At 63.7% G+C, this 18886-nt stretch carries 12 protein-coding genes, 1 tRNA gene and 3 pseudogenes; 9 read left to right on the plus strand and 7 right to left on the minus strand.

Annotated elements, in window-relative coordinates:
- Nucleotides 1-36: 36 nt before the first annotated feature.
- Together glp and mobB are read right to left on the minus strand one after the other, a co-directional pair.
- Entirely contained in the window at nt 37-1293 is a 1257-nt protein-coding gene (glp, locus tag AB8Z38_RS16165) for a gephyrin-like molybdotransferase Glp (protein WP_369726080.1), read from the minus strand.
- 9 nt (nt 1294-1302) lie between these two features.
- Complete coding sequence (gene mobB, locus AB8Z38_RS16170) at nt 1303-1830, minus strand: molybdopterin-guanine dinucleotide biosynthesis protein B (protein ID WP_369726081.1); 528 nt, start codon at nt 1828-1830, stop codon at nt 1303-1305.
- A 206-nt stretch (nt 1831-2036) separates the two neighbouring features.
- Between mobB and fdhD the strand changes: the two are divergent.
- A pseudogene (fdhD, locus tag AB8Z38_RS16175) lies at nt 2037-2926 on the plus strand (formate dehydrogenase accessory sulfurtransferase FdhD).
- Nucleotides 2871-3569: a molybdenum cofactor guanylyltransferase MobA gene (gene mobA / locus AB8Z38_RS16180; RefSeq protein WP_369726082.1), complete on the plus strand. Its 699-nt coding sequence runs from the start codon at nt 2871-2873 to the stop codon at nt 3567-3569. Before fdhD ends, mobA begins: the two are co-directional and overlap by 56 nt.
- Nucleotides 3570-3581: 12 nt before the next feature.
- Here mobA and AB8Z38_RS16185 read toward each other — a convergent pair whose 3' ends face one another.
- Genes AB8Z38_RS16185 through AB8Z38_RS16195 form a run of 3 tightly spaced genes read right to left on the minus strand, consistent with a single transcriptional unit; the run spans nt 3582 to nt 7539 of the window.
- Complete coding sequence (locus AB8Z38_RS16185) at nt 3582-5531, minus strand: molybdopterin biosynthesis protein (protein WP_369726083.1); 1950 nt, start codon at nt 5529-5531, stop codon at nt 3582-3584.
- A 13-nt stretch (nt 5532-5544) separates the two neighbouring features.
- A complete protein-coding gene (locus AB8Z38_RS16190) occupies nt 5545-6651 on the minus strand; it encodes a molybdopterin-binding protein (protein WP_369726084.1) in 1107 nt (368 codons plus the stop codon).
- A 54-nt stretch (nt 6652-6705) separates the two neighbouring features.
- On the minus strand, nt 6706-7539 hold the full coding sequence (locus tag AB8Z38_RS16195; protein ID WP_369726085.1) for a substrate-binding domain-containing protein: 834 nt from the start codon (nt 7537-7539) through the stop codon (nt 6706-6708).
- Nucleotides 7540-7803: 264 nt separating this feature from the next.
- Between AB8Z38_RS16195 and AB8Z38_RS16200 the strand changes: the two genes are divergently transcribed.
- Together AB8Z38_RS16200 and AB8Z38_RS16205 are read left to right on the plus strand one after the other, a co-directional pair.
- Nucleotides 7804-8697 (plus strand): substrate-binding domain-containing protein, encoded by an 894-nt coding sequence (locus AB8Z38_RS16200; RefSeq protein ID WP_369726086.1) that lies wholly within the window; start codon nt 7804-7806, stop codon nt 8695-8697.
- Between the two features lie 98 nt (nt 8698-8795).
- On the plus strand, nt 8796-10010 hold the full coding sequence (locus tag AB8Z38_RS16205; protein WP_369726087.1) for an ABC transporter substrate-binding protein: 1215 nt from the start codon (nt 8796-8798) through the stop codon (nt 10008-10010).
- 130 nt (nt 10011-10140) lie between these two features.
- Here AB8Z38_RS16205 and AB8Z38_RS16210 read toward each other — a convergent pair.
- A pseudogene (locus tag AB8Z38_RS16210) lies at nt 10141-11117 on the minus strand (TAXI family TRAP transporter solute-binding subunit).
- A 107-nt stretch (nt 11118-11224) separates the two neighbouring features.
- Between AB8Z38_RS16210 and AB8Z38_RS16215 the strand changes: the two are divergent.
- Both AB8Z38_RS16215 and AB8Z38_RS16220 read left to right on the plus strand, forming a co-directional pair.
- Nucleotides 11225-12202 (plus strand): Bug family tripartite tricarboxylate transporter substrate binding protein, encoded by a 978-nt coding sequence (locus AB8Z38_RS16215; RefSeq protein WP_369726088.1) that lies wholly within the window; start codon nt 11225-11227, stop codon nt 12200-12202.
- A gap of 345 nt (nt 12203-12547) precedes the next feature.
- Nucleotides 12548-12623, plus strand: a tRNA-Ile gene (locus AB8Z38_RS16220).
- A gap of 215 nt (nt 12624-12838) precedes the next feature.
- Here AB8Z38_RS16220 and AB8Z38_RS16225 read toward each other — a convergent pair.
- Nucleotides 12839-12985 (minus strand): annotated as a pseudogene (locus tag AB8Z38_RS16225) (IS3 family transposase); the annotation flags it as partial.
- 113 nt (nt 12986-13098) lie between these two features.
- On the opposite strand from AB8Z38_RS16225, the gene AB8Z38_RS16230 reads away from it, so the two are divergent.
- The 3 genes from AB8Z38_RS16230 (at nt 13099) to AB8Z38_RS16240 (ending at nt 18748) form a co-directional block, all read left to right on the plus strand.
- Nucleotides 13099-17085, plus strand: coding sequence for a hypothetical protein (locus AB8Z38_RS16230; RefSeq protein ID WP_369726089.1), 3987 nt, complete (start codon nt 13099-13101; stop codon nt 17083-17085).
- Nucleotides 17082-17315: a hypothetical protein gene (locus tag AB8Z38_RS16235; RefSeq protein ID WP_369726090.1), complete on the plus strand. Its 234-nt coding sequence runs from the start codon at nt 17082-17084 to the stop codon at nt 17313-17315. The genes AB8Z38_RS16230 and AB8Z38_RS16235 overlap by 4 nt, the downstream gene beginning before the upstream one ends.
- Nucleotides 17316-17644: 329 nt before the next feature.
- Nucleotides 17645-18748: a hypothetical protein gene (locus tag AB8Z38_RS16240; protein WP_369726091.1), complete on the plus strand. Its 1104-nt coding sequence runs from the start codon at nt 17645-17647 to the stop codon at nt 18746-18748.
- Nucleotides 18749-18886: the final 138 nt, after the last annotated feature.

The following is an 18886-nucleotide window of genomic DNA, read 5'->3' on the forward strand; positions in this document are numbered from 1 at the left end:
CATGGCGGGACAGGTGGATCGCGTCAACGCGCCGCCTCAGATCAAACCGGCGTAGGACAGGAAACCTACGCTCGCGCCCGGCTCGACACGCGTGATGTCCTCGCCGAGTTCGATGAGGCCGTCGGTCTCCACCAGGGATGACAGCAGCCCGGCGCCCTCGCGCGGGAACTTGACCGCCTCCAGCGCGCCGTCCTCCGCGCGCCGCAACGACGCGCGAACATATTCGCGCCGGCCGATCTTCTTCTTGTAGGTGAAGGCCGCGCGCACGGGAACCGGCAAGAGCGGCTCCGGCAGGCTGCCGGCGAGTGCCAGCACGGTCGGCCGCACCACGTGGACGAAGGTGACAAAGCTCGCCACGGGATTGCCGGGCAATCCGATCAGCGGCGTGCCCTCGATGATGCCCATCGCCACGGGTCGGCCGGGCTTGATCGCCATCCGCCACAGCACCAGCGAACCGACACTTTCCACAGCCGCCTTGACGTGATCTTCCTCGCCGGTCGAGACGCCGCCCGTAGTGAGAATCAGATCATGTGCGCCTGCGACTTGCTTCAGGCCCCTGGCAAGCGAGCTGGGTTCGTCGCGCAAAATGCCGAGATCGCTGACCTCGCAGCCGAGCCGGCGCAGCATGGCCATCAGCATGAAACGATTGGAATCGAACAGTTGCGACGTCGCGCGCGGCTCTCCGGGCGAAGCCAGCTCGTCGCCTGTCGAGAACACCGCGACACGGATGCGCCTGATCACGTCGAGCCGGGCCAGGCCGAAGGCAGCAGCAAGCGCAACGTGTTGCGGGCGCAGCCGCTGGCCGGCGCGCAGGGCGATCTGCCCTTTCGAGATGTCCTCGCCCGCAGGGCGGACATTGGCACCAGGTTTCAGCCCCGCCGGCAATACGATTTTGCCGGCGTCATCGATGCGGACATCCTCCTGCATGAAGACGGTCTCGGCGCCTGGCGGCATCGGAGCGCCGGTGAAAATGCGCGCGGTGTGGCCGGGCTTGATCGTGGCATGCGCGGGGCCGCCGGCCTGGATGCGGCCATCAAGCGGCAGCGCTTGCTCCGTTTCTTGCGGAAGGTCCGCGTTGCGCACGGCATAACCATCGACGGCGGAGTTGGTGAAGGGCGGCAGCGGCAGGGGCGCCGCGATGTTGCGCGCCAGCACGCGTCCGTCGGCATCGACCAGCGCCACCGTCTCGAGATCGGCAATCGCATTGACACGCGCCGCGATCAGGCCGACCGCCTCGTCGACCGACATCATCGGTCCGCCGAAGGCAAAGCAATCGTTCGACAGTTGCGCCATGGTACCTCGTCAGCGCGTCGCAGCGCTTTTCCGGACCGCTTCCTCGACCGGCATCGCCGCACGCAACAGCAATGCGGCTGCGGCCGGGATGTCGTCGAGATGCACGGTCGGCAGCCTGGTTTCAACTGCGACGTCCGTCACGATTCCGACAATGCCGGGATCGTCGGGAAACAGTAGCGGCTTGCCATTGGCGGCACGATGCACCTCGATCTTGCGATGCGGCTCGCGCTTGAACCCTTCAACGACGACGAGATCGACTGCGGATAGCTTGCTCAAGAGTTCCGGCAGCCGCGGCTCGGCCGCCCCGCGCAATTCATGCATCAACGCCCAGCGGTTTGACGAAGCAATCAGCACCTCGGCCGCACCGGCCTCGCGATGGCGCCAGGAATCCTTGCCGGGCACATCCACGTCGAACTGGTGATGCGCATGCTTGATGACGGAGACGCGCAGGCCCTGCGCGTTGAAATGCGGAATCAACCGCGTCAACAGCGTGGTCTTGCCCGCACCGCTCCAGCCTGCAAGGCCGATGACTTTCATTCCAGTCTGTCTCCGCGAACGACCCAGGTCCTTGATGGAACCTGTCTCTTCTCCGTCATTGCGAGCGAAGCGACGCAATCCAGACTGCCACCGAGGAAAGACTCCGGATTGCTTTGCTTCGCTCGCAATGACGACGAGAGGCATTTTCGTCTTCCGCCTGCATGCTTATATCGGCCTGACCCGAATGTCATGCTAACGTCGCGGCCATGATGAAGATCGACAAAGCCCCGGTACCGCTCATCCTCCCGAACCCGGACGACCCGCGCCTGACCCAGAGCGTCACGGGGACCGACCAGACAGGCGCCAGGGTCGAGATCAAGGTGCCGATGGAGCGGCCGCTGACGCTCTACCTGAACGCCCAGGAGATCGTCACCATGATGACGATCGGCGACTATCCCGAATATCTGGCGCTGGGCTATTTGCTCAACCAGAACATGCTGAAATACAATGACGCCGTCACCGATGTCGAATACGACGACGACCTCCAGGTCGTCGTCGTGCGCACCGAGCACCACACCAATTTCGAGACCAAGCTGAAGAAGCGCACGCAGACCTCGGGCTGCGCGCAGGGCACCGCCTTCGGCGACCTGCTCGAAGCGGTGGAAAGCGTTGCGCTGCCGAAAGCCGAGCTGCGCACATCCTGGCTCTACCAGATGACCCAGACCATCAACACCATGCCCTCGCTCTATCTGGAGGCAGGCGCGATCCACGGCTGCGTGCTCTGCAAGCAGGGCGAACCGCTGTGTTACACCGAGGACGTCGGCCGCCACAACGCCGTCGACAAGATCGCGGGCTGGATGTACCGCCACGGCGTCGATGCTGGCGACAAGATCCTCTACACGACGGGGCGCCTCACCTCGGAGATGGTGATCAAGGCCGTGCGCATGGGAATTCCGATCCTGGTCTCGCGCTCCGGCTTCACCGCCTGGGGCGTCGATCTCGCCCGCCAAGTCGGACTGACATTGGTCGGGCGCGCGCGGGAAAGCGCTTCATCGCCCTCGCGGGCGAAGAGCGGATCGTCTACGACCAGAACCTCGCTTATGTCGAGGAAGAGGCGGCGAAGCACAAGCGCAAGGGCGAAAGTGGTGACGACTGAAACTCCGCCGACGAGCTTTCCGTCGACTGTCGGCGTGCTGCTCGCCGGCGGTCTCGCACGACGCATGGGCGGCGGCGACAAGCCGATGCGCTCCATCGGCGGCCGCACCATTCTGGAGCGCGTGATCGCGCGGCTGCAGCCGCAATGCGACGGATTGATCCTCAATGCCAATGGCGATCCCGCGCGCTTCGCTGCGTTCGGGCTGACGATCGTTGCGGACGACGTGCCCGGCTTTCCCGGTCCACTCGCCGGCATCCTCGCCGCGCTCGACTGGGCCGGGACGAACCGGCCGGAGATCGAATGGGTGCTCAGCGCCGCCGGCGACTGTCCGTTCCTGCCGCGCGATCTCGTTGCGCGCCTGCATGAGGCACGCGAGCGAGAGAACGCGCAGCTCGCGGTCGCTGCATCCGGCGATCAGTCGCATCCCGTGATCGGGTTGTGGCGCGTGGACCTGCGCGACCAACTGCGTCACGCGCTGGTGGTCGAGGACCTCCGCAAGATCGACCGCTGGACCGCCCGCTATCCGCTCGCGACGGTGAGGTGGCCGACCGAGCCGCTCGACCCGTTCTTCAACGCCAACACGGTCGAGGACATCGCCGAAGCGGAACGGCTGGCGGCAGTGGATGAGAGCCGCCCGGCCTGAACGCTTGTTCGTCTAGGCCGGTCGGAATCCGGCTCGTTCCAGCGCTGCGCGGGCGGCGTCCGAACCGAGCGCGTTGAGAAACGCCTGCACCGCGGGGCGCTGCTTGCGCGCTGTCACCAGCGCGAAGTCATAATGCTCTTCCGCGAGCGGAATGAAACCGAGGCCGACGCCGTGGGCGACCGGCGCAATGGTCATGCCCCAGTCGGCGCGGTTCTGCGCGATGGCCGCGGCAACCGCATTGTGCGAGCGCGGCTGGTTCCAATAGCCTTCCGGCCGCGCGCCGCCGAGCAGCCGATCGATCAGGATGCGTGTGCCGGCGCCCTGGTTGCGGTTGACCATGATGCAGGCGGCATCGGTCAGCGCGGCGGCAACGGCCTGCTTCGCCCCGAGTCCCTCGAAACGTTTGTCGCCTTTGCGAAACACGATGCCCTGCATCCGCCGCCAGCCCGGTACGAGCTCCAGCCCCTCGACCAGATAGGGCGCGTTGTAGGTCTCAGTATTGTCGTCGAACAGATGGATCGGCGCGAGATCGCATTCGCCGCGCCGCGCTGCTGCAAGTCCACCGAGACTGCCGACGGCGATCGAGCGCACGGTCAGGCCGGCCTGCGCGAGCGGCGCGGTGACGAGATCGAGGCCAGTGCAGTGGCTGCCCACGATGACGAGATCCGGCACGCGCACATGCGGCGTGAACAGCGTCACCTCGGCAGCGGAGCCGGCCGGCATCTGGTCGGCGAGCGCATCAATGCGCAGGAAGCCGTCGGCCTGCGCAAAGGACGTGATCGCGCCGGACCCCTTGCCGGACGGATAGGCGATCAAACCATCCCTGCCCTCGACCAACGAGACCATCACGAATTCGGTGCGACCGAGCTCGGATGCGATCCGCACCGGCACGGTCGCGCTGACCTTGGTATCGGAGCGCGGCGGCAGGCCCGCCATCTTGCGCAGCACCGGCACGATCATGTCGTGGAACGTGAACATCGCCGAGGTCGGGAAGCCCGGCAGGATCACCACCGGCTTGCCGTCGCAGACCGCAAGGCACAGCGGCTTGCCGGGCTTGAGCGCCACGCCATGCGCGATGATGCCGGGCTGGCCGAGCCGACCGATGATGCGATGGGACAGGTCGCCGGCGCCTTTCGACGTGCCGCCTGACAGCACCAGCATGTCGGCGTCAGTCAGCGCGCGACGCATGGCGGATTCGAGCTTTGCCTCGTCGTCGGGAATGGCACCGAGGAAAATTGCCTCCCCGCCATTCTCGTCGATCGCGGCCGCGACGATTGCACCGTTGGTATCGTAGATCGCGGCCGGTGCAAGCACCTCACCGGGCTGGACCAGTTCGTCGCCAGTAGAGATGACGGCGACACGCGGCTTGCGCGCGACATTGACTTCCGCGATCCCGCAGGCGGCGAGCATGCCGATCTCGCGCGAGCCGATCATCGTGCGGGCGCGCAGCAGCGCCTCGCCGCGCGCGATGTCGGACCCGGCGTAGGACACGAATTGCCCTGGCGACGCGGCGCGACGGACGTCGATCGCATCTGGACCGGCCGGCTGGGTGTGCTCGACCATGATGACGGCGTCAGCGCCGCGCGGCACCTGTCCGCCGGTGGCGATCGGGGTCGCAGTTCCCGCCGCCACTTGCAGCGCGGGCGACGTGCCGCAGTGGATGGTCTCGTCGTTCAGAATGAGGCGGACAGGCGCGCCTTCGCCGGCCGCTGAAAGGTCTGCCGAGCGCACCGCAAAGCCATCGACATTGGAACGATCGAAGGGTGGCACGTCGATCGGTGCCGTGACGTCGTCGGCCAGTGCCGCGCCGAGCGCATCGGCCAGCCTGCGCCTTTCGCTCGGAATTGCGCGCGGGAACAGGGCAGCGTCAAAGCGCGCCAGCGCATCTTCGCGCGACAGGATGTCGAGGAACTGCTCCTGCTCGCGCGCGCTGCGATCTTGCGTTTGCGATACCTTCGTCATGTCGGAACCCATATCATTCCCGCATCAGATAGGCATCGACCGCCGCGCCCGCTGCAAATCCCTCGCTGCTGCCGGGAATGAGCAACCATGCATGCGCCCGGGCGATGGCCTGAAGCGGCCATTCACCCACCGCAAGCGGCGTCCACGCGTGATGTTCCTCGGCCAGCAGCGCAATTTCGGCGATGCCGACAGTCGACGCGATCTTGCGCGCGAGTGGCAGGGTTCGCGGGCGACGCGGCCGCCGCGCCGACAATCGATCGACGAGCGGGAGCACCAGCGCAACCCAGACCGCGAGTGCGTGATCGGGCAAGCCGGGCAAGGCGACAGCGGGAACTCTTCCAAGCCGCCCCACTGCTGCGCTCCGTCCGGGCAGGAGCGCAAGGCCATGGGCGTTCACGCTGCCGCGCCGAACGAGTGCCGCAACGACGGCATCCTGGCGACCGACGCCGCTGCCGCCGATCGTCAGCAGCAGATCGCAGGCGGAAACATCGAGCGCCTCCGCGATCGACGCGACATCGCGCGCACCGGCTTCATGCGCGCTCACATCCAATCCCGCCGCACGCGCGACGTCGGCAATCATCTGCATCGTCGCTGTTGCACCCGGCAGGTTGACGATGCGCAGCCGTGGACGCCGCACGCTCAGCCTTTCCGCGCCGGCGATACGTGCGAGCAGCAGGGCCGCTGCACCGACGGGAGATCCCTCCACGGCGACAGGTGTTCGATCGGGGACGTCGATGCCAGCGCGTCTGACGCCTTGCCCCGGCACGCCCTCCGCCAGAACCTGAGCGAGCGGGCCGGACAGCTCGACCGCGTCGGTATCGAGCACGCAGTCGCATCCATCCGGCATCGCATCGCCGGCATCAACCCACAGCGGAAGCGTGGTCAGAGGCAGCGGCGAATAGGAGGACGCGCCGACGAGATCATTGGCGCGCAACGCCCAGCCGTCCGCGGCGGCGATGTCGCAAGGCGGATAAGCCGCGAGCAACGGCGCACCTGTCGCGACGCAGCCGATCGCTTCGCTCAGCGGCAATGCGACCGGCGCGACCGGATCAACGCCGCGCAGCAGCGCGGCGAGCGCAGTGTCGAGCGGCGTGAGCGAGGGCGGCAGGCGCTGGATCATGCGTCATGATGGACCACGCATCGCCCGGTTTGGCAACAGCTTGCGCCGCGAACATCAGCCGCCCGACTTGTCCGCGTTCGGAAAGAACACCTGCTGTCCATCGACCTTGTAGCCGGCGATCGCCGCCTGGCCCTCCGGCGAGATCAACCAGTCGACAAAGATCTGGCCTAGCTCCTGCTTTACGTTCGGATGCTTCTCCGCATTCACCAGCATCACGCCATACTGGTTGAGCAGCCGCTTGTCGCCTTCGACGACGATGTCGAGATCGCCGCGGTCCTTGAAGGAGATCCAACTGCCGCGATCGGACAGCACATAAGCATTCGCCGTGCGCGCGGCCTCGAGCGCCGCGCGCATGCCCTGCCCGACCTCGCGATACCAGGCGCCCTTGACGCTCGCGATGTCGATGCCGGCGACGATCCAGAGCGCGAGTTCCGCCGCATGCGTGCCGGATCGATCGCCGCGGGTCACAAACGGCGCTCCCTTGGCCTCGATCGCCTTCAAGGCGGTTGCGATGTCCTTGCCCTTTACGCCAGCGGGATCGCTGCGCGGCCCGATCAGCACGAAATCGTTGTACATCACGTCGGAGCGTTTTGCGCCAAAGCCGTCAGCGACGAATTTCTCCTCCTGCGGCCGCGAGTGCATCAACACGACGTCGGCTTCGCCCCGTCGTGCTCCGTCGAGCACCTCGTCGGTACGTCGTGCGATCACCGTGACCTCAATGCCGGTCTTGTTTTGGAAAATCGGCAGCAGATAGTCGAGCAGGCCTGAATCCTGCGTCGATGTGGTCGATGAGAGGACGATCGAGCGGTCCTCAGCGGATGACGCGGCAATGCCGGCGGCGAAGCCGCAGAGAAGCGCAAGTGCGACGGACAGTTCGCGAACGGCCATGAATGGGTCCCCGTGAGGTGGGTCGTCTTCATGATCATGAGTGCGGATTGCGCCGCGCTCGTGACGCGATTGCCCATTGGCGCGCTCGGGAAATCTCGGCAATGCGTGCGTTCGGGATCGTTCACCACGACGAGAATCGCGCGTGGGATGTGTTGCAAAGCAACAAGATGTTCGGGCATGGTCGCTGCGGACCGAACTGAAGTGCAGAATTCCACCTGCGTCGAACGTCTAAAAAAGAAGCAAGAATTTGCATAGGAATGCAGGATGGAATTCCTGACGACCAGCGAAGCCGCTGACTATCTCCGCCTTGGCGAACGCAAGCTCTACGAACTCGTCACCACCGGCGCGATCCCCTGCACCAAGGTGACCGGAAAATGGCTCTTTCCCCGGCATGCGCTCGACCTCTGGGTGCTGTCCGGAATGGCACGTCCTGCGGGCATGCTGACCGCGGAGCCGCCGCCGGTCGTGGGCGGCAGCCAGGACGAACTGCTGGACTGGAGCCTGCGCGAATCCGGCTCAGGCCTTGGATCGATGAGCGAGGGCAGCGCGCGCGGGCTCGAGCGCCTGCAGCGCGACGAGGTGGTGGCGGTGGCGGTCCACTTCCACAGCCTCGATGCCTCGGACAATCTCGCCTCGGACGCCAATATGACGGCGCTGCGGGACGCTCCGGATCTGCACGATGTGCTGCTGGTCGCCTTCGTGCGGCGCGAGCAGGGCCTCGTGCTGCCGCCAGGCAATCCGAAGCAGCTGCACCGTCTCGCCGACGTGCTCGCGCTCGGTGCCAGGATGGCGATGCGACAACAGGGCACGGGCGCACAGATGCTTCTCGACGTGCTGTTAAAGCGCGCGGGCGCCACGATGCGGGATCTGCGCCGGGTCGAGACGCCGTGCCTGACCGGATCGGATCTCGCCGAACTGGTCCGCGCCGGGCAGGCCGATTGCGGCGTGGCGACGCGCGCGGCGGCGCGCTCGGCCGGCCTCAATTTCGTGCCGCTGATCTGGGAGAATTTCGATCTGGCGATGCGGCAGCGCAGCTATTTCCGCCCGGCCATGCAGGTCCTGATCCGGTTCCTGGGCGAACGGCGGCTGCAGCAGCGGGCCGAGGAGCTGACCGGCTACGACCCCTCGCCCGCCGGACAAATCCGTTTCGCGGCCTGACATTGACGCCCGCCCCCAAATAGTTGCAAAAGAAACCAATTCAGCCGGGCTATACCCGGGAGCAACAGCGGCCAACGCGCCGATGAGGGAGGACGAGCGTGAATCCAGCCAGATTTGGACTGCCGGTCGCTGCCGCGTTGGCAGCGACGCTGATGTCGGGCGTGGCCTCGGCACAGGTTTCGGACGATGTGGTCAAGATCGGCGTGCTGACCGACATGAACGGCCCGGCCTCCGCGCCGACCGGCCAGGGTTCGGTGACGGCGGCGCAGATGGCGATCGACGATTTCGGCGGCACCGTGCTCGGCAAGCCGATCAGCATCGTGATCGGCGATCACCAGCTCAAGGCCGACATCGGCGGCGCCATTGCGCGGCGCTGGTACGACGTCGACCAGGTCGACCTGATCGTCGACGTGCCGGTCTCCGCGGTCGGGCTCGCGGTGCAGAACATCGCCAACGAGAAGAAGCGGCTGTTCATCACCCACTCCACCGGCACCGCCGATTTCCACGGCAAATTCTGTTCGCCCTACGCGATCCAGTGGGTGTTCGATACCCGCGCGCTCGCGGTCGGCACCGCGGACGCCGTGGTCAAGCGCGGCGGCGACAGCTGGTTCTTCATCACCGACGATTACGCGTTCGGGCACTCCCTCGAACGCGATGCCTCGAGCGTCATCACCGCCAGTGGCGGCAAGGTGCTGGGCTCGGTGCGGCCGCCGCTCGCAACGCCCGACCTCTCCTCCTTCGTGCTGCAGGCGCAGGCGTCCAAGGCCAAGATCATCGGCATTGCCGCAGGTCCCCCCAACAACATGAACGAGATCAAGACCGGCTCGGAGTTCGGCGTGTTCAAGGGCGGCCAGCAGATGGCGGCGTTGCTGGCGCTGATCACCGACATCCACGGCCTCGGCCTGCAGGCAGCGCAAGGGCTGTTGCTGACGACCTCGTTCTATTGGGACATGGACGACAAGACCCGGGAATGGTCGAAGCGTTATTTCGCCAAGATGAACAAGATGCCATCGATGTGGCAGGCCGGGGTCTATTCCAGCGTGATGCACTATCTCAACGCCATCAAGGAGACCGGCACCGACGATCCGCTCAAGGTCGCGGCGAAGATGCGGGAAAAGCCGATCGAGGATTTCTTCGCGCGCAACGGCCGCTTACGCGACGACAATCTGATGGTGCACGATCTCTGGCTGGTGCAGGTGAAGACGCCGGAGGAGAGCAAATATCCGTGGGACTATTACAAGATCCTCGCGACCATTTCCGGCGACAAGGCCTTTGGGCCGCCGGACCCGGCGTGTGCGATGGTGAAGAAGTGACCGCATAGCGGTCATTCCGGGATGGTCCGAAGGACCAGGCCCGGAATCTCGAGATCTCAGGTGTGCGCAAGTGCGCACCGGAGTTCGCGTCTTCGACGCGCCCCGGAATGACGATCGCTTTAAGCGATCGTCATTTGACCACGCCGATCTCGCGAAAGTATTTCATCACGCCGGGATGAATCAGCTCGGGCTTCGGCGCGGCGGCAACCGTGTTCGCCGCGGTGGTCTCGCAGGCCTGCGCCAGTGTCTTGCAGAACGTCGCCTCGACGCCGTGCAACGTTTTCGCCAGCCGATAAGCGACATCGTCGGGCAGGTCCTCGCGTGTCAGCACGAAACTCCACGAGCCGAGTGAGGCGATCGGCTCGGACTGGTTTGGATAGCTGCCGGCCGGCACGGTGAGCGGCTTCAGGAACGCATGCCTGGCGCGGATGCGCGCGATCTCCTCGGCATCGGGCGCGATGAAACGCGCGCCCGGCGCGCTCGATGCCACCGCCACAAAGCCGGGCCAGCCGATGCCGGCACCCCATAGCGCTGCGACGCGGCCGTCCTCGACCATCGCGGGGCCGTCGCCGGCGCGGTCGAGATAGATCGCCTTGAAATCTTCGTCCTGCTTCAGGCCAAGCCCGTCCAGCACATAGCGGGCCAGGATCGGCAGGCCCGAGCCTTTTGCGCCGAAGGCGACGGGCTGGCCGACGAGATCGCGAATCCTCGTGTAAGGACTGTCCGCCCGCACCACGAATAGACCGGGATTGGAATAGATCGCGGTGAGATCTTCAGCCGTACTGGCGCGCGGCCGATGCCGGCGAACGCCTCGTAGGCGGGCTCGCCGGCGACCAACGCGAGATCGAGCTCGCTTTTCTCCAGCAGCGGGATGTTCTCGTTGCTGCCCTTGGTGTTGCGCGGGGCAATCGTCAAGGACGGATCGGCAGCGTTCATCACCGCCGCAAACGCATTGCCGTAGAGCGGGAAGCCGCCACCGGGCGTCGCGGTGCCCAGGCTGATCGTCGTGGTCGGAATGGCCTTGTCTCCGGTTTGCGCGGTGGCCGTGCCCGCAAGGGGATTTGCGAGCACCGCCGCGGCGAGAAGCATGTTCGAAGCAAATCTCATGGTCGTTTCCGGCGGGCCTGCGTCAACATCGACTTGAGACGATGTAGGCAGCGAGCCGATTTTGTGGAAGCATGTGCGCACAAGATAATAAAGCAATAGGAGGCGACATGTTGCGAATTTTGCGGCGCGCTGTTTTCGGGCTCGCGATCATCTCGGGCCTGTTCAGCGCACCCCCGCCCGCCTCCGCCGCCGACTACCCCAACCGCCCCGTGCACTGGATGATCGGCTTCGCCGCCGGCGGCCCGGTCGACATCGTGGCGCGGATCATGGCGCAGTGGCTGTCGGACCGTCTCGGCCAGCAATTCATCGTCGAGAACCGCACCGGCTCCGGCGGCAACATCGCGGCAGCTGCTGCGATCGCCTCGCCGCCGGACGGCTATACGCTGCTGTTCGTCGCGCCCAACAACGCGATCTCGACCTCGCTGTACAAGAAGCTGCCGTTCGACTTCCTGCGCGACACCGTGCCGGTCGCGAGCATCATGCAGCTCACCAACATGCTGGTGGTCTCCAACGCGTTTCCCGCGAAGACGGTTCAGGAGCTCGTCGACTATTGCAAGGCCAATCCCGGCAAGATCTCCTTTGCCTCGTCCGGCAACGGCACCTCGGTGCACATGTCGGCCGAGCTGTTCAAGGCGATGACGAAGTGCGACATGATCCACGTGCCCTATCGCGGCTCGGCCCTCGCCTTCCCCGACATCATCTCCGACAAGGTGCAGCTGATCTTCGACAACCTTCCCTCCGCGCTCGAGCAATCGCGCGGCGGCAGCGTCCGCGCACTGGGGGTGACCTCGCCGCAGCGCTGGCCAAGCGTGCCCGACGTGCCCGCGATCGCCGAGACCGTGCCGGGATTCGAATCGGTCGGCTTCTACGGCATCTCGGCGCCGAAGGGCACGCCGAGCGAGGTGGTCGAGATCCTGAACAACGCCGTCAACGAGGCGCTGAAGGACCCGAAGCTGGTGGCGCGCCTCACCGAGACCGGCGGCATTCCCAAGCCGATGACACCGGCCGAATTCGGCAAGCTGGTCAGCGACGAGACGGAGAAGTGGCGCAAGGTGGTGGAGTTCGCGGGGGTGTCGGTGGACTAGGCCTGCTCGCTGCCGCGAGCTTGAGGCGCGCCGAGGTGACATCGGAGAGGATCGGAAGACGCCCTCCCATCAAAATGCGCGAAAACAACCCCATGCACAGTAGACGAGGCTAGCGATTACAAGGGCTTACGGAACAGGGGCCGAACCCTTAACGGGGGCGATTTGACTCGTCGGGCAAAACAGGACTAAAAGGCATCATCGCCGATTTCGGGTATTCGAAAAATTTCCGGCATCGCTGCGCCGGCGTTCCCATCCGCGCCAGCCAGCATTGCACCCCCGCCCCCATTTCTGTAAACGAACCGCGCACCGTTGCCAGCCGCGCAGTCTCGCGGCCGTCTCGCGGCGGGGCCTGTAGCTCAATGGTTAGAGCCGGCCGCTCATAACGGTCTGGTTGCAGGTTCAGATCCTGCCGGGCCCACCAAGAATATCAGTATCTTGCTTGGTTCTTCGTCGCCCTGCTCACGACGGCCGCACCAGAAACCGCACCAGATACGTCCACTTTTCGTTCGTGCGTAAGCTCGCGTACCGCAATCCACTCGATGGCGCTAGACCGATTTAGGGGATGGTAGATGTAAACGTCACCCACTCGTCGCTGTAGTCGAACACACCGGAGCGTGCCTGGTCCCTGGCCCTCTAGGTTTTGCCTTCCGTCCGTACAGTCTTGAGCGACGAGAAGAAGCTCTCCATCGCGGCAATGTCCCGGGCTTTGCTGGAACGGCTCATGCCGCAGACGTTGCCGTGGTCGGCCATCAGGCGCTGGAATTGCTCGCTGGTGTATTGGCTATGCCTGCACCCAAAACAACTGGACTGATTGCGCCGAGACCCTTGTTGCGATCAGGAGACCGTCGCGATAAACGAGGGGATTTAAAGTTCTCGATTGCGCAAACGCAGTATGAATGAAGGGCCAGGATCCTCTGTTGTCACAAAGCACATCCAGCCCAACCAGCGGTGCGACCGCAGCCCTGGCCGGCTACGAATATCAGCTCAACGTCTCGGTGCTGGCGGCTCTGCGATTGCTTCTGATTACGAAATCGGCAACACGCATCACGTTAGAGCCGGCCAATGAAGAAGATCTGGAGGCCGACTGCGAGCCCGACGAACCGGGCCGGGTTGTGCCGAGTGCCATTGTCGCAAGTGGCTACAAGCTTGTCGTCCAGGTTAAATTCCGCGGGGGTGAGCCGTGGTCGATCGATGACCTCGACAAATTGCTAAATCATGGCGAGAGGCGAAGGCCTGCAAAACATCACCTCGACGACCTCGACACGCGGTTTCTGTTGGTCACCAACGCCGACGCGAAAGGGGCCGCGCGCAACTTGCTCGTTTCCGAGTTTGAGGAACAATCGGACCCACTGGAATTCCCGCCCTCGCTTAGGAAGACCCTGCCCTTGGCACCAGAGGGACGCATTGCAATCCGGGGCGGTGCAACAGAGCGACTAATTGAGCTCGAGATCGGCTATATATTGAGCGAGCTGCTCCGTGTCCCGCACTCTCGTCAGACCGAGTGCCGCGAGCAACTTTGCCAGGAAGCTCGACGCAGAATGCGCGGAATCGGCCCGGGCGTCTGGACACGCGATGACTTGTTGGCAACGATTCGGGCTCACGGCGGCTACCTTGCGAGCGCAGCGGAACTCGTGGGGTTCGTCAAGCCGTCGAACTTCGACGACATGGCATCCCTCCTGCGACAGCGAAATGCCATCGTGATCACCGGACCTTCCGGGACTGGAAAGACGCTGGCGGCAATTGCTCTTTGCGATATGGCTCGTCAGCAGGACGGGCGACTCGATATCGTTGCCGTGAATCCGAATGATGAACCCTCGATTACAAGACGGTTGACTGACACCGGACCCACGCTCTTCTACGTCGAAGACCCTTGGGGCCAGTACAGCCTGCGACGCGGGTCAGAAGCCTGGACAGAGCAACTACCGCGTCTTTTGAAGGACGCGCGTCCCGGACATCAATATGTCATAACCTCCCGCAGCGATATGCTCGGCCAGGCCCGCGCGAACGACGCATTCAAGCGGTGGTCAATCGAGCTGAATGCGGAGCAGTACAGCAGCGGCGAGCTGGCGCATATCTACGACAAGCGCATGGACCTGCTCGCGACCGATCTACAGCCCAAAGCACTCAAGTTTCGACAAGAGGTGCTCGAAGCGCTGGAAACCCCGCTCGAGCTGGAGTTGTTCTTTACAAGCCTCGCGGATGGGCCTCAGCCAGATGAGGCGGATCGCTCGTTCTTGCAACGCCTTCTCGGTTTGGCCCACCGAGATGCCGTTGAGGGCGTCGTCGTCAAATATCTCGGTGCGACCGATCAAATCGGTCTGTCCGCCGCGATCTGGGGCCTGCTTGCGGCGCGAGGTCAAATCGATCGTACCCAGCTAACTGCACTGCAACGTCAGCTGCGAAAGTCCGCCCCCGGATTGGCCGATGGGTTGGAAAAGACCATCGACCGTCTGGTCGCCACACGCCACCTCCGCCAGCCCCTGCGCACGGTTTCGTTCGCGCATCCGAGCGTGCGGGCGGGCTTCGAAACGTTCCTGACGGAGAACTGGTCTCGCAGTGAGGTTGCACTCGAGTCCCTTCTTGCAGCCCTGACTGGATTGACCGGTGCTAATCGCGCATGGGGGTTGGAGACGGCCGCCCGCGCGCTGAATGCTGCCACCAATCTGTGGGCGACGATCGAGGGAATGGATGGCACTTGCCAGGCGTCAGACGAAAGCCGGTCCGCGATTGACGCGTGGCTCGAGGAATCCCTGATCGACCCAGACGCCGATTTCCAGGCCCTGCTGCAATTGGCGGCGGACGTTGGCACAAGCGCGTCCACCCCCGCCGAGCTCGCAAGATGGTTCATCAAGGGGGTAAGACGCGGCGGTGCGTTCTTCATCGACGATTGGGAGCCGCCAAGTTTCGACGATGCCTGGTACCAGCGAGTCTCGGCCGATCCCCGATCGGCAATTATCGCGGATCGCTTCATTCGCGAGCAGCTTCCACAGGACCATGGATCCTATGGTCGCGACCTCGCAGACAAACTCGATCGGATCGCAACTGGCCTGACACCCGCGTTCCTGGCGGTCGCTCACAAATTGATCGGGACAGGGTTCGATCGAAACGTCGATGCCGTAGCAGAAGGTGCGGTGCGAGATCTCGCGGGATACGAGGCTGTATTGATCGAGGCGCTCGACGATCTGGCGGCCATTCGACGATCTCGCCAGGAAGACACCGGGAAGGAGTGGCGAGCTGTTGAGGACGGTGAGTACGACAAAGGTTACGAGGAATATTACGCGACGCAGGACGACGACAGGGACTACGCATCAGGTGTGCTCGTCGACACCTTCATCGAAACCATGCGCAATGCCGACCGCTGGCAGGACTTGGCCAACCACGCGCGGCTGACAGACTTTGCCGGGCGCTGGGCGCAGGAGGTTTCCAGCTCCAAGGCTGCGGTCACAGCGGACGAAATCCGCGCGATTCTGGAAGCGACCCGCAAGAGCGGCGATGAGGAAGCAGGCTGGAACGCGGCGCGCCAATGTTGGGACGCGACGTTGGAGCCGCTTCTGGCGGACCGGATCCTGTCGCAGCCGGATGATGAAAGCTTGCGCAGATCCCTGGTCCAATGCGCGATCACCGCAGCTCCGTCAGCGTTGATCAATTGCCTTCAGGCGCATGCAACCTCACCCTCGGTGTTCATTCATCTGTTGGTTGATATGTATGCGGTTCAAGCGTTTGCCGAAGCAGAACGGTTAGAATCGTTATCGGCAACACTCTCTCCGGAAGCGACGGAACTACTTGAGGCGTTCGAAACCATCAAGCAGGGGCCACGTGCGGTCGGAGCAGCTGCCCTCGCCTTGCTTGAAGCGGCAGCGCCGGCTGCGGCTTCGACCGTGCTCGGCGTGATCGTACCAGTGATGATCGCAAGTGGGTCAAAGCCGGCCGGCGTTGTGCGCAGGTGGCTCGCGGAAGCGACGGACCGCGCCGACGCAGCTGCCGCAACTCAGGCCGCGATCACGATTGGCGAGGAACCTCTCGTCTGGCTGGCGCTGCACCATGATCGCGCCGACGCGCGTCAAAGCGCGCTCGAATATTTGGCATCAAGACTGCCAGATCCACTCCCCACCGAGCTCCTCGCTCTTGCGAATGACAAGGGTAATCGGGTCCGCCGCAGTTTGACGGCTGTCCTCAGCAGCCGACCGCACTCGGAGCACTTTCCGGTACTCATGCAACTGGCTCTGGACCGATGGTCCGACGCCGAGCCGCACTATCAGGAGCCGGACTCCTACCCGATCGCGCGCGAAGCTGTGGCCGCGCTAGAGACGTACGGATCACTCGGTGATGAGATCGGGACCAAGCTGATCGCGTTGGCCAGGGAGACCTCCGACGAGCAGCTGCGCCGGGATGCGTTGAGCGCCGCGGCCCGGCTTTGCGGACCGGCCGTTCGACGCCAGATCTGGTCGCTCTTTACTGATAATTCGCTTGGTTGGCTGCGCGTCGACGCCATCGACGCATTGAGCACCGCCAGCACAGTGGAGCTCGAAATCGTCAGGAAGATCTCCGCAGACCGCCTGATGAAATTGTCGGCGCCGCTAGCGGCTTCTGCAACGATTCTGGTGGGAGCGCACCTTCCCGTCGCCGATGCCGTTCAGATATTTGAGCGGGTCGGACATTCCCAATCACACAGGGCTTTGTTGCTGCTCGGGGTCGTTGCATTAGGGAGCCGAGACCGTGCAGCCGCACTCGGTCTCCTCAAATTGCTCGACGCCGGCCACCCGGCGCGCAGACTGCTCGCAACTGATGAGCTTTTGCCACCGAACGTTCTCGACGACCTCGGCGACGTCCGGATCCGACGGTATGTGGGCAGATGGCTCAATGATCGTATTGCGAAGAAATGATTGGCGATCTTGGGCTCACCGGCTCGTTCACATCACCGCACAGGAAGCACACCGCGCTTCACGACCGCGACGAACTCCGGCACCCAACTCCGAAGCTCGTCGCGATGCCGACGACCGGGCGCCTCAGCAGGACGGTGGTGGCTGACCTTGATGTCGATATCATCATTGATCGACGGCGTACCGCCGCTTCGATTTATGATGCGCTCGGAGGGCGCTCCCATTTGGCGTGATTTCAACGGGTTACGTTGGAGAACAGCAAGCGTTGGTGCATTTCGCGCTCAGAAGTGCCTTTGGGCCTGACCCTCTGAAAAAGGAAGCCCTGCCCTAAGCAAGTCAGGCTAGCCCATCGGCCACAGCTTTCGCCCAGGTTGAAGCGCGCTTGTTCTACGCAGGTCGTTCTAGGCCTGCAGGGGTCACATCTCGCGACGGCGCGGGGCATCTCGCTCAATGCGATACACCGCCCTGCAAGCGGTCGGGGTAGCAGCTTGGGTGACCGAGGTAGGTGACTCGCGCGTTCTCCCTAAAGTCGCCAGCTGCGTTTCCGTGCTAGTCTCTCATCATGAGCAGCGATTACACCTACTCGCTTGAGCAATGCGACGTACAAGACAAGCGTCGGCTTGAGCAATATCGGGCGAAGCGAGTCGTTTGGCTGTCTTGGCTCGAGACGGATGAGCACCATGCGATTTGGAGCACAATTCAGTCGATGGTTTGGACTGACGTGGCATTTCGCTGTTTGACGGGCTTTACGACCGCGGGCACGCCGACGTCGCTCGAGAATACGTTGTTGGCCGAAGCACTGATCAACGGCTATTTCGCAACCCAGATTCTGGCCATCCGTCGGTTGGTCGATAGAGGCAGCGATGTCATTTCGCTTCCGCGCCTGGTCAAGGACATCAAGGCGCACGCGAATCTTCTTACGAGGGAACACTACGTTTGTCACGACGGCCTTCCTTACGACTGGAAGCGCGTTCAGCGGGAGGAGATGTCTCCTCAGGTCGGCCGGGGCGGCCGCGGGATCTGGGTCTCAACCACGGGTCCAACCGCGTGGGGCACATCGCAAATGGTCCATGATCAGTTCGACAGGTTAAGCAAGGTGTCACCGGATCAGCGCCAGCGCGATGACTTGATGGCAGCGTCCATACTTCACAAAATGGAGTCGTGGCTCAGCGCGAGCGGCGCTGTGGAGCTCAGCAAATGGAGCAGCGTCTATCTCGCACATGCCGGCGGCCCGAAACGGCGAGCGTCTACCCTCACGTTGTTTATGTTGACGGCTTTGCGGGCCCCTGGCAAAGCGCGAATGAAAATCACGAAGATACGTCGTTCGGAATTGCGCTGCACGCTCTGCGCACAGCAAAAGCAGCGTGGAAGAGTATTCCGTCTCAATACAACGGATCAAGAGATTGGTGCGCGCGACTTCGAGGATTTGTGCGCCATCGCAGACTTATCTGCCGGCATGCTGTCTGACGTATCGAGCAGACTTCGCAATAGAAATTGGGAAGACAGGCTATGGACGTTGGAAGGCAAATTACCGCCAAAGGCCGATCTTATTGCCGATTGGTTCTGGGACGACAGAATGACGCTTCGGAAGACACTGATCACAATCGACCTCCACGGGACAGGATTCGGTGTCCGAAAAATGTCAAGGCTTGCCTCAACGGAATAAGGCATCCGGGTTCATCGGCATTCTCGAGGTTAAAAAGCTCGTGCGACTTGCAAAACAGGTAAAGACACACGCTTCCGATCTACAGTGATCCCTGGCCCTCCGCGTCATTGCGAGCGAAGCTCGTTGACGTGAATCCAC

The sequence above is a fragment of the Bradyrhizobium sp. LLZ17 genome, assembly GCF_041200145.1.
GTDB lineage: Bacteria > Pseudomonadota > Alphaproteobacteria > Rhizobiales > Xanthobacteraceae > Bradyrhizobium.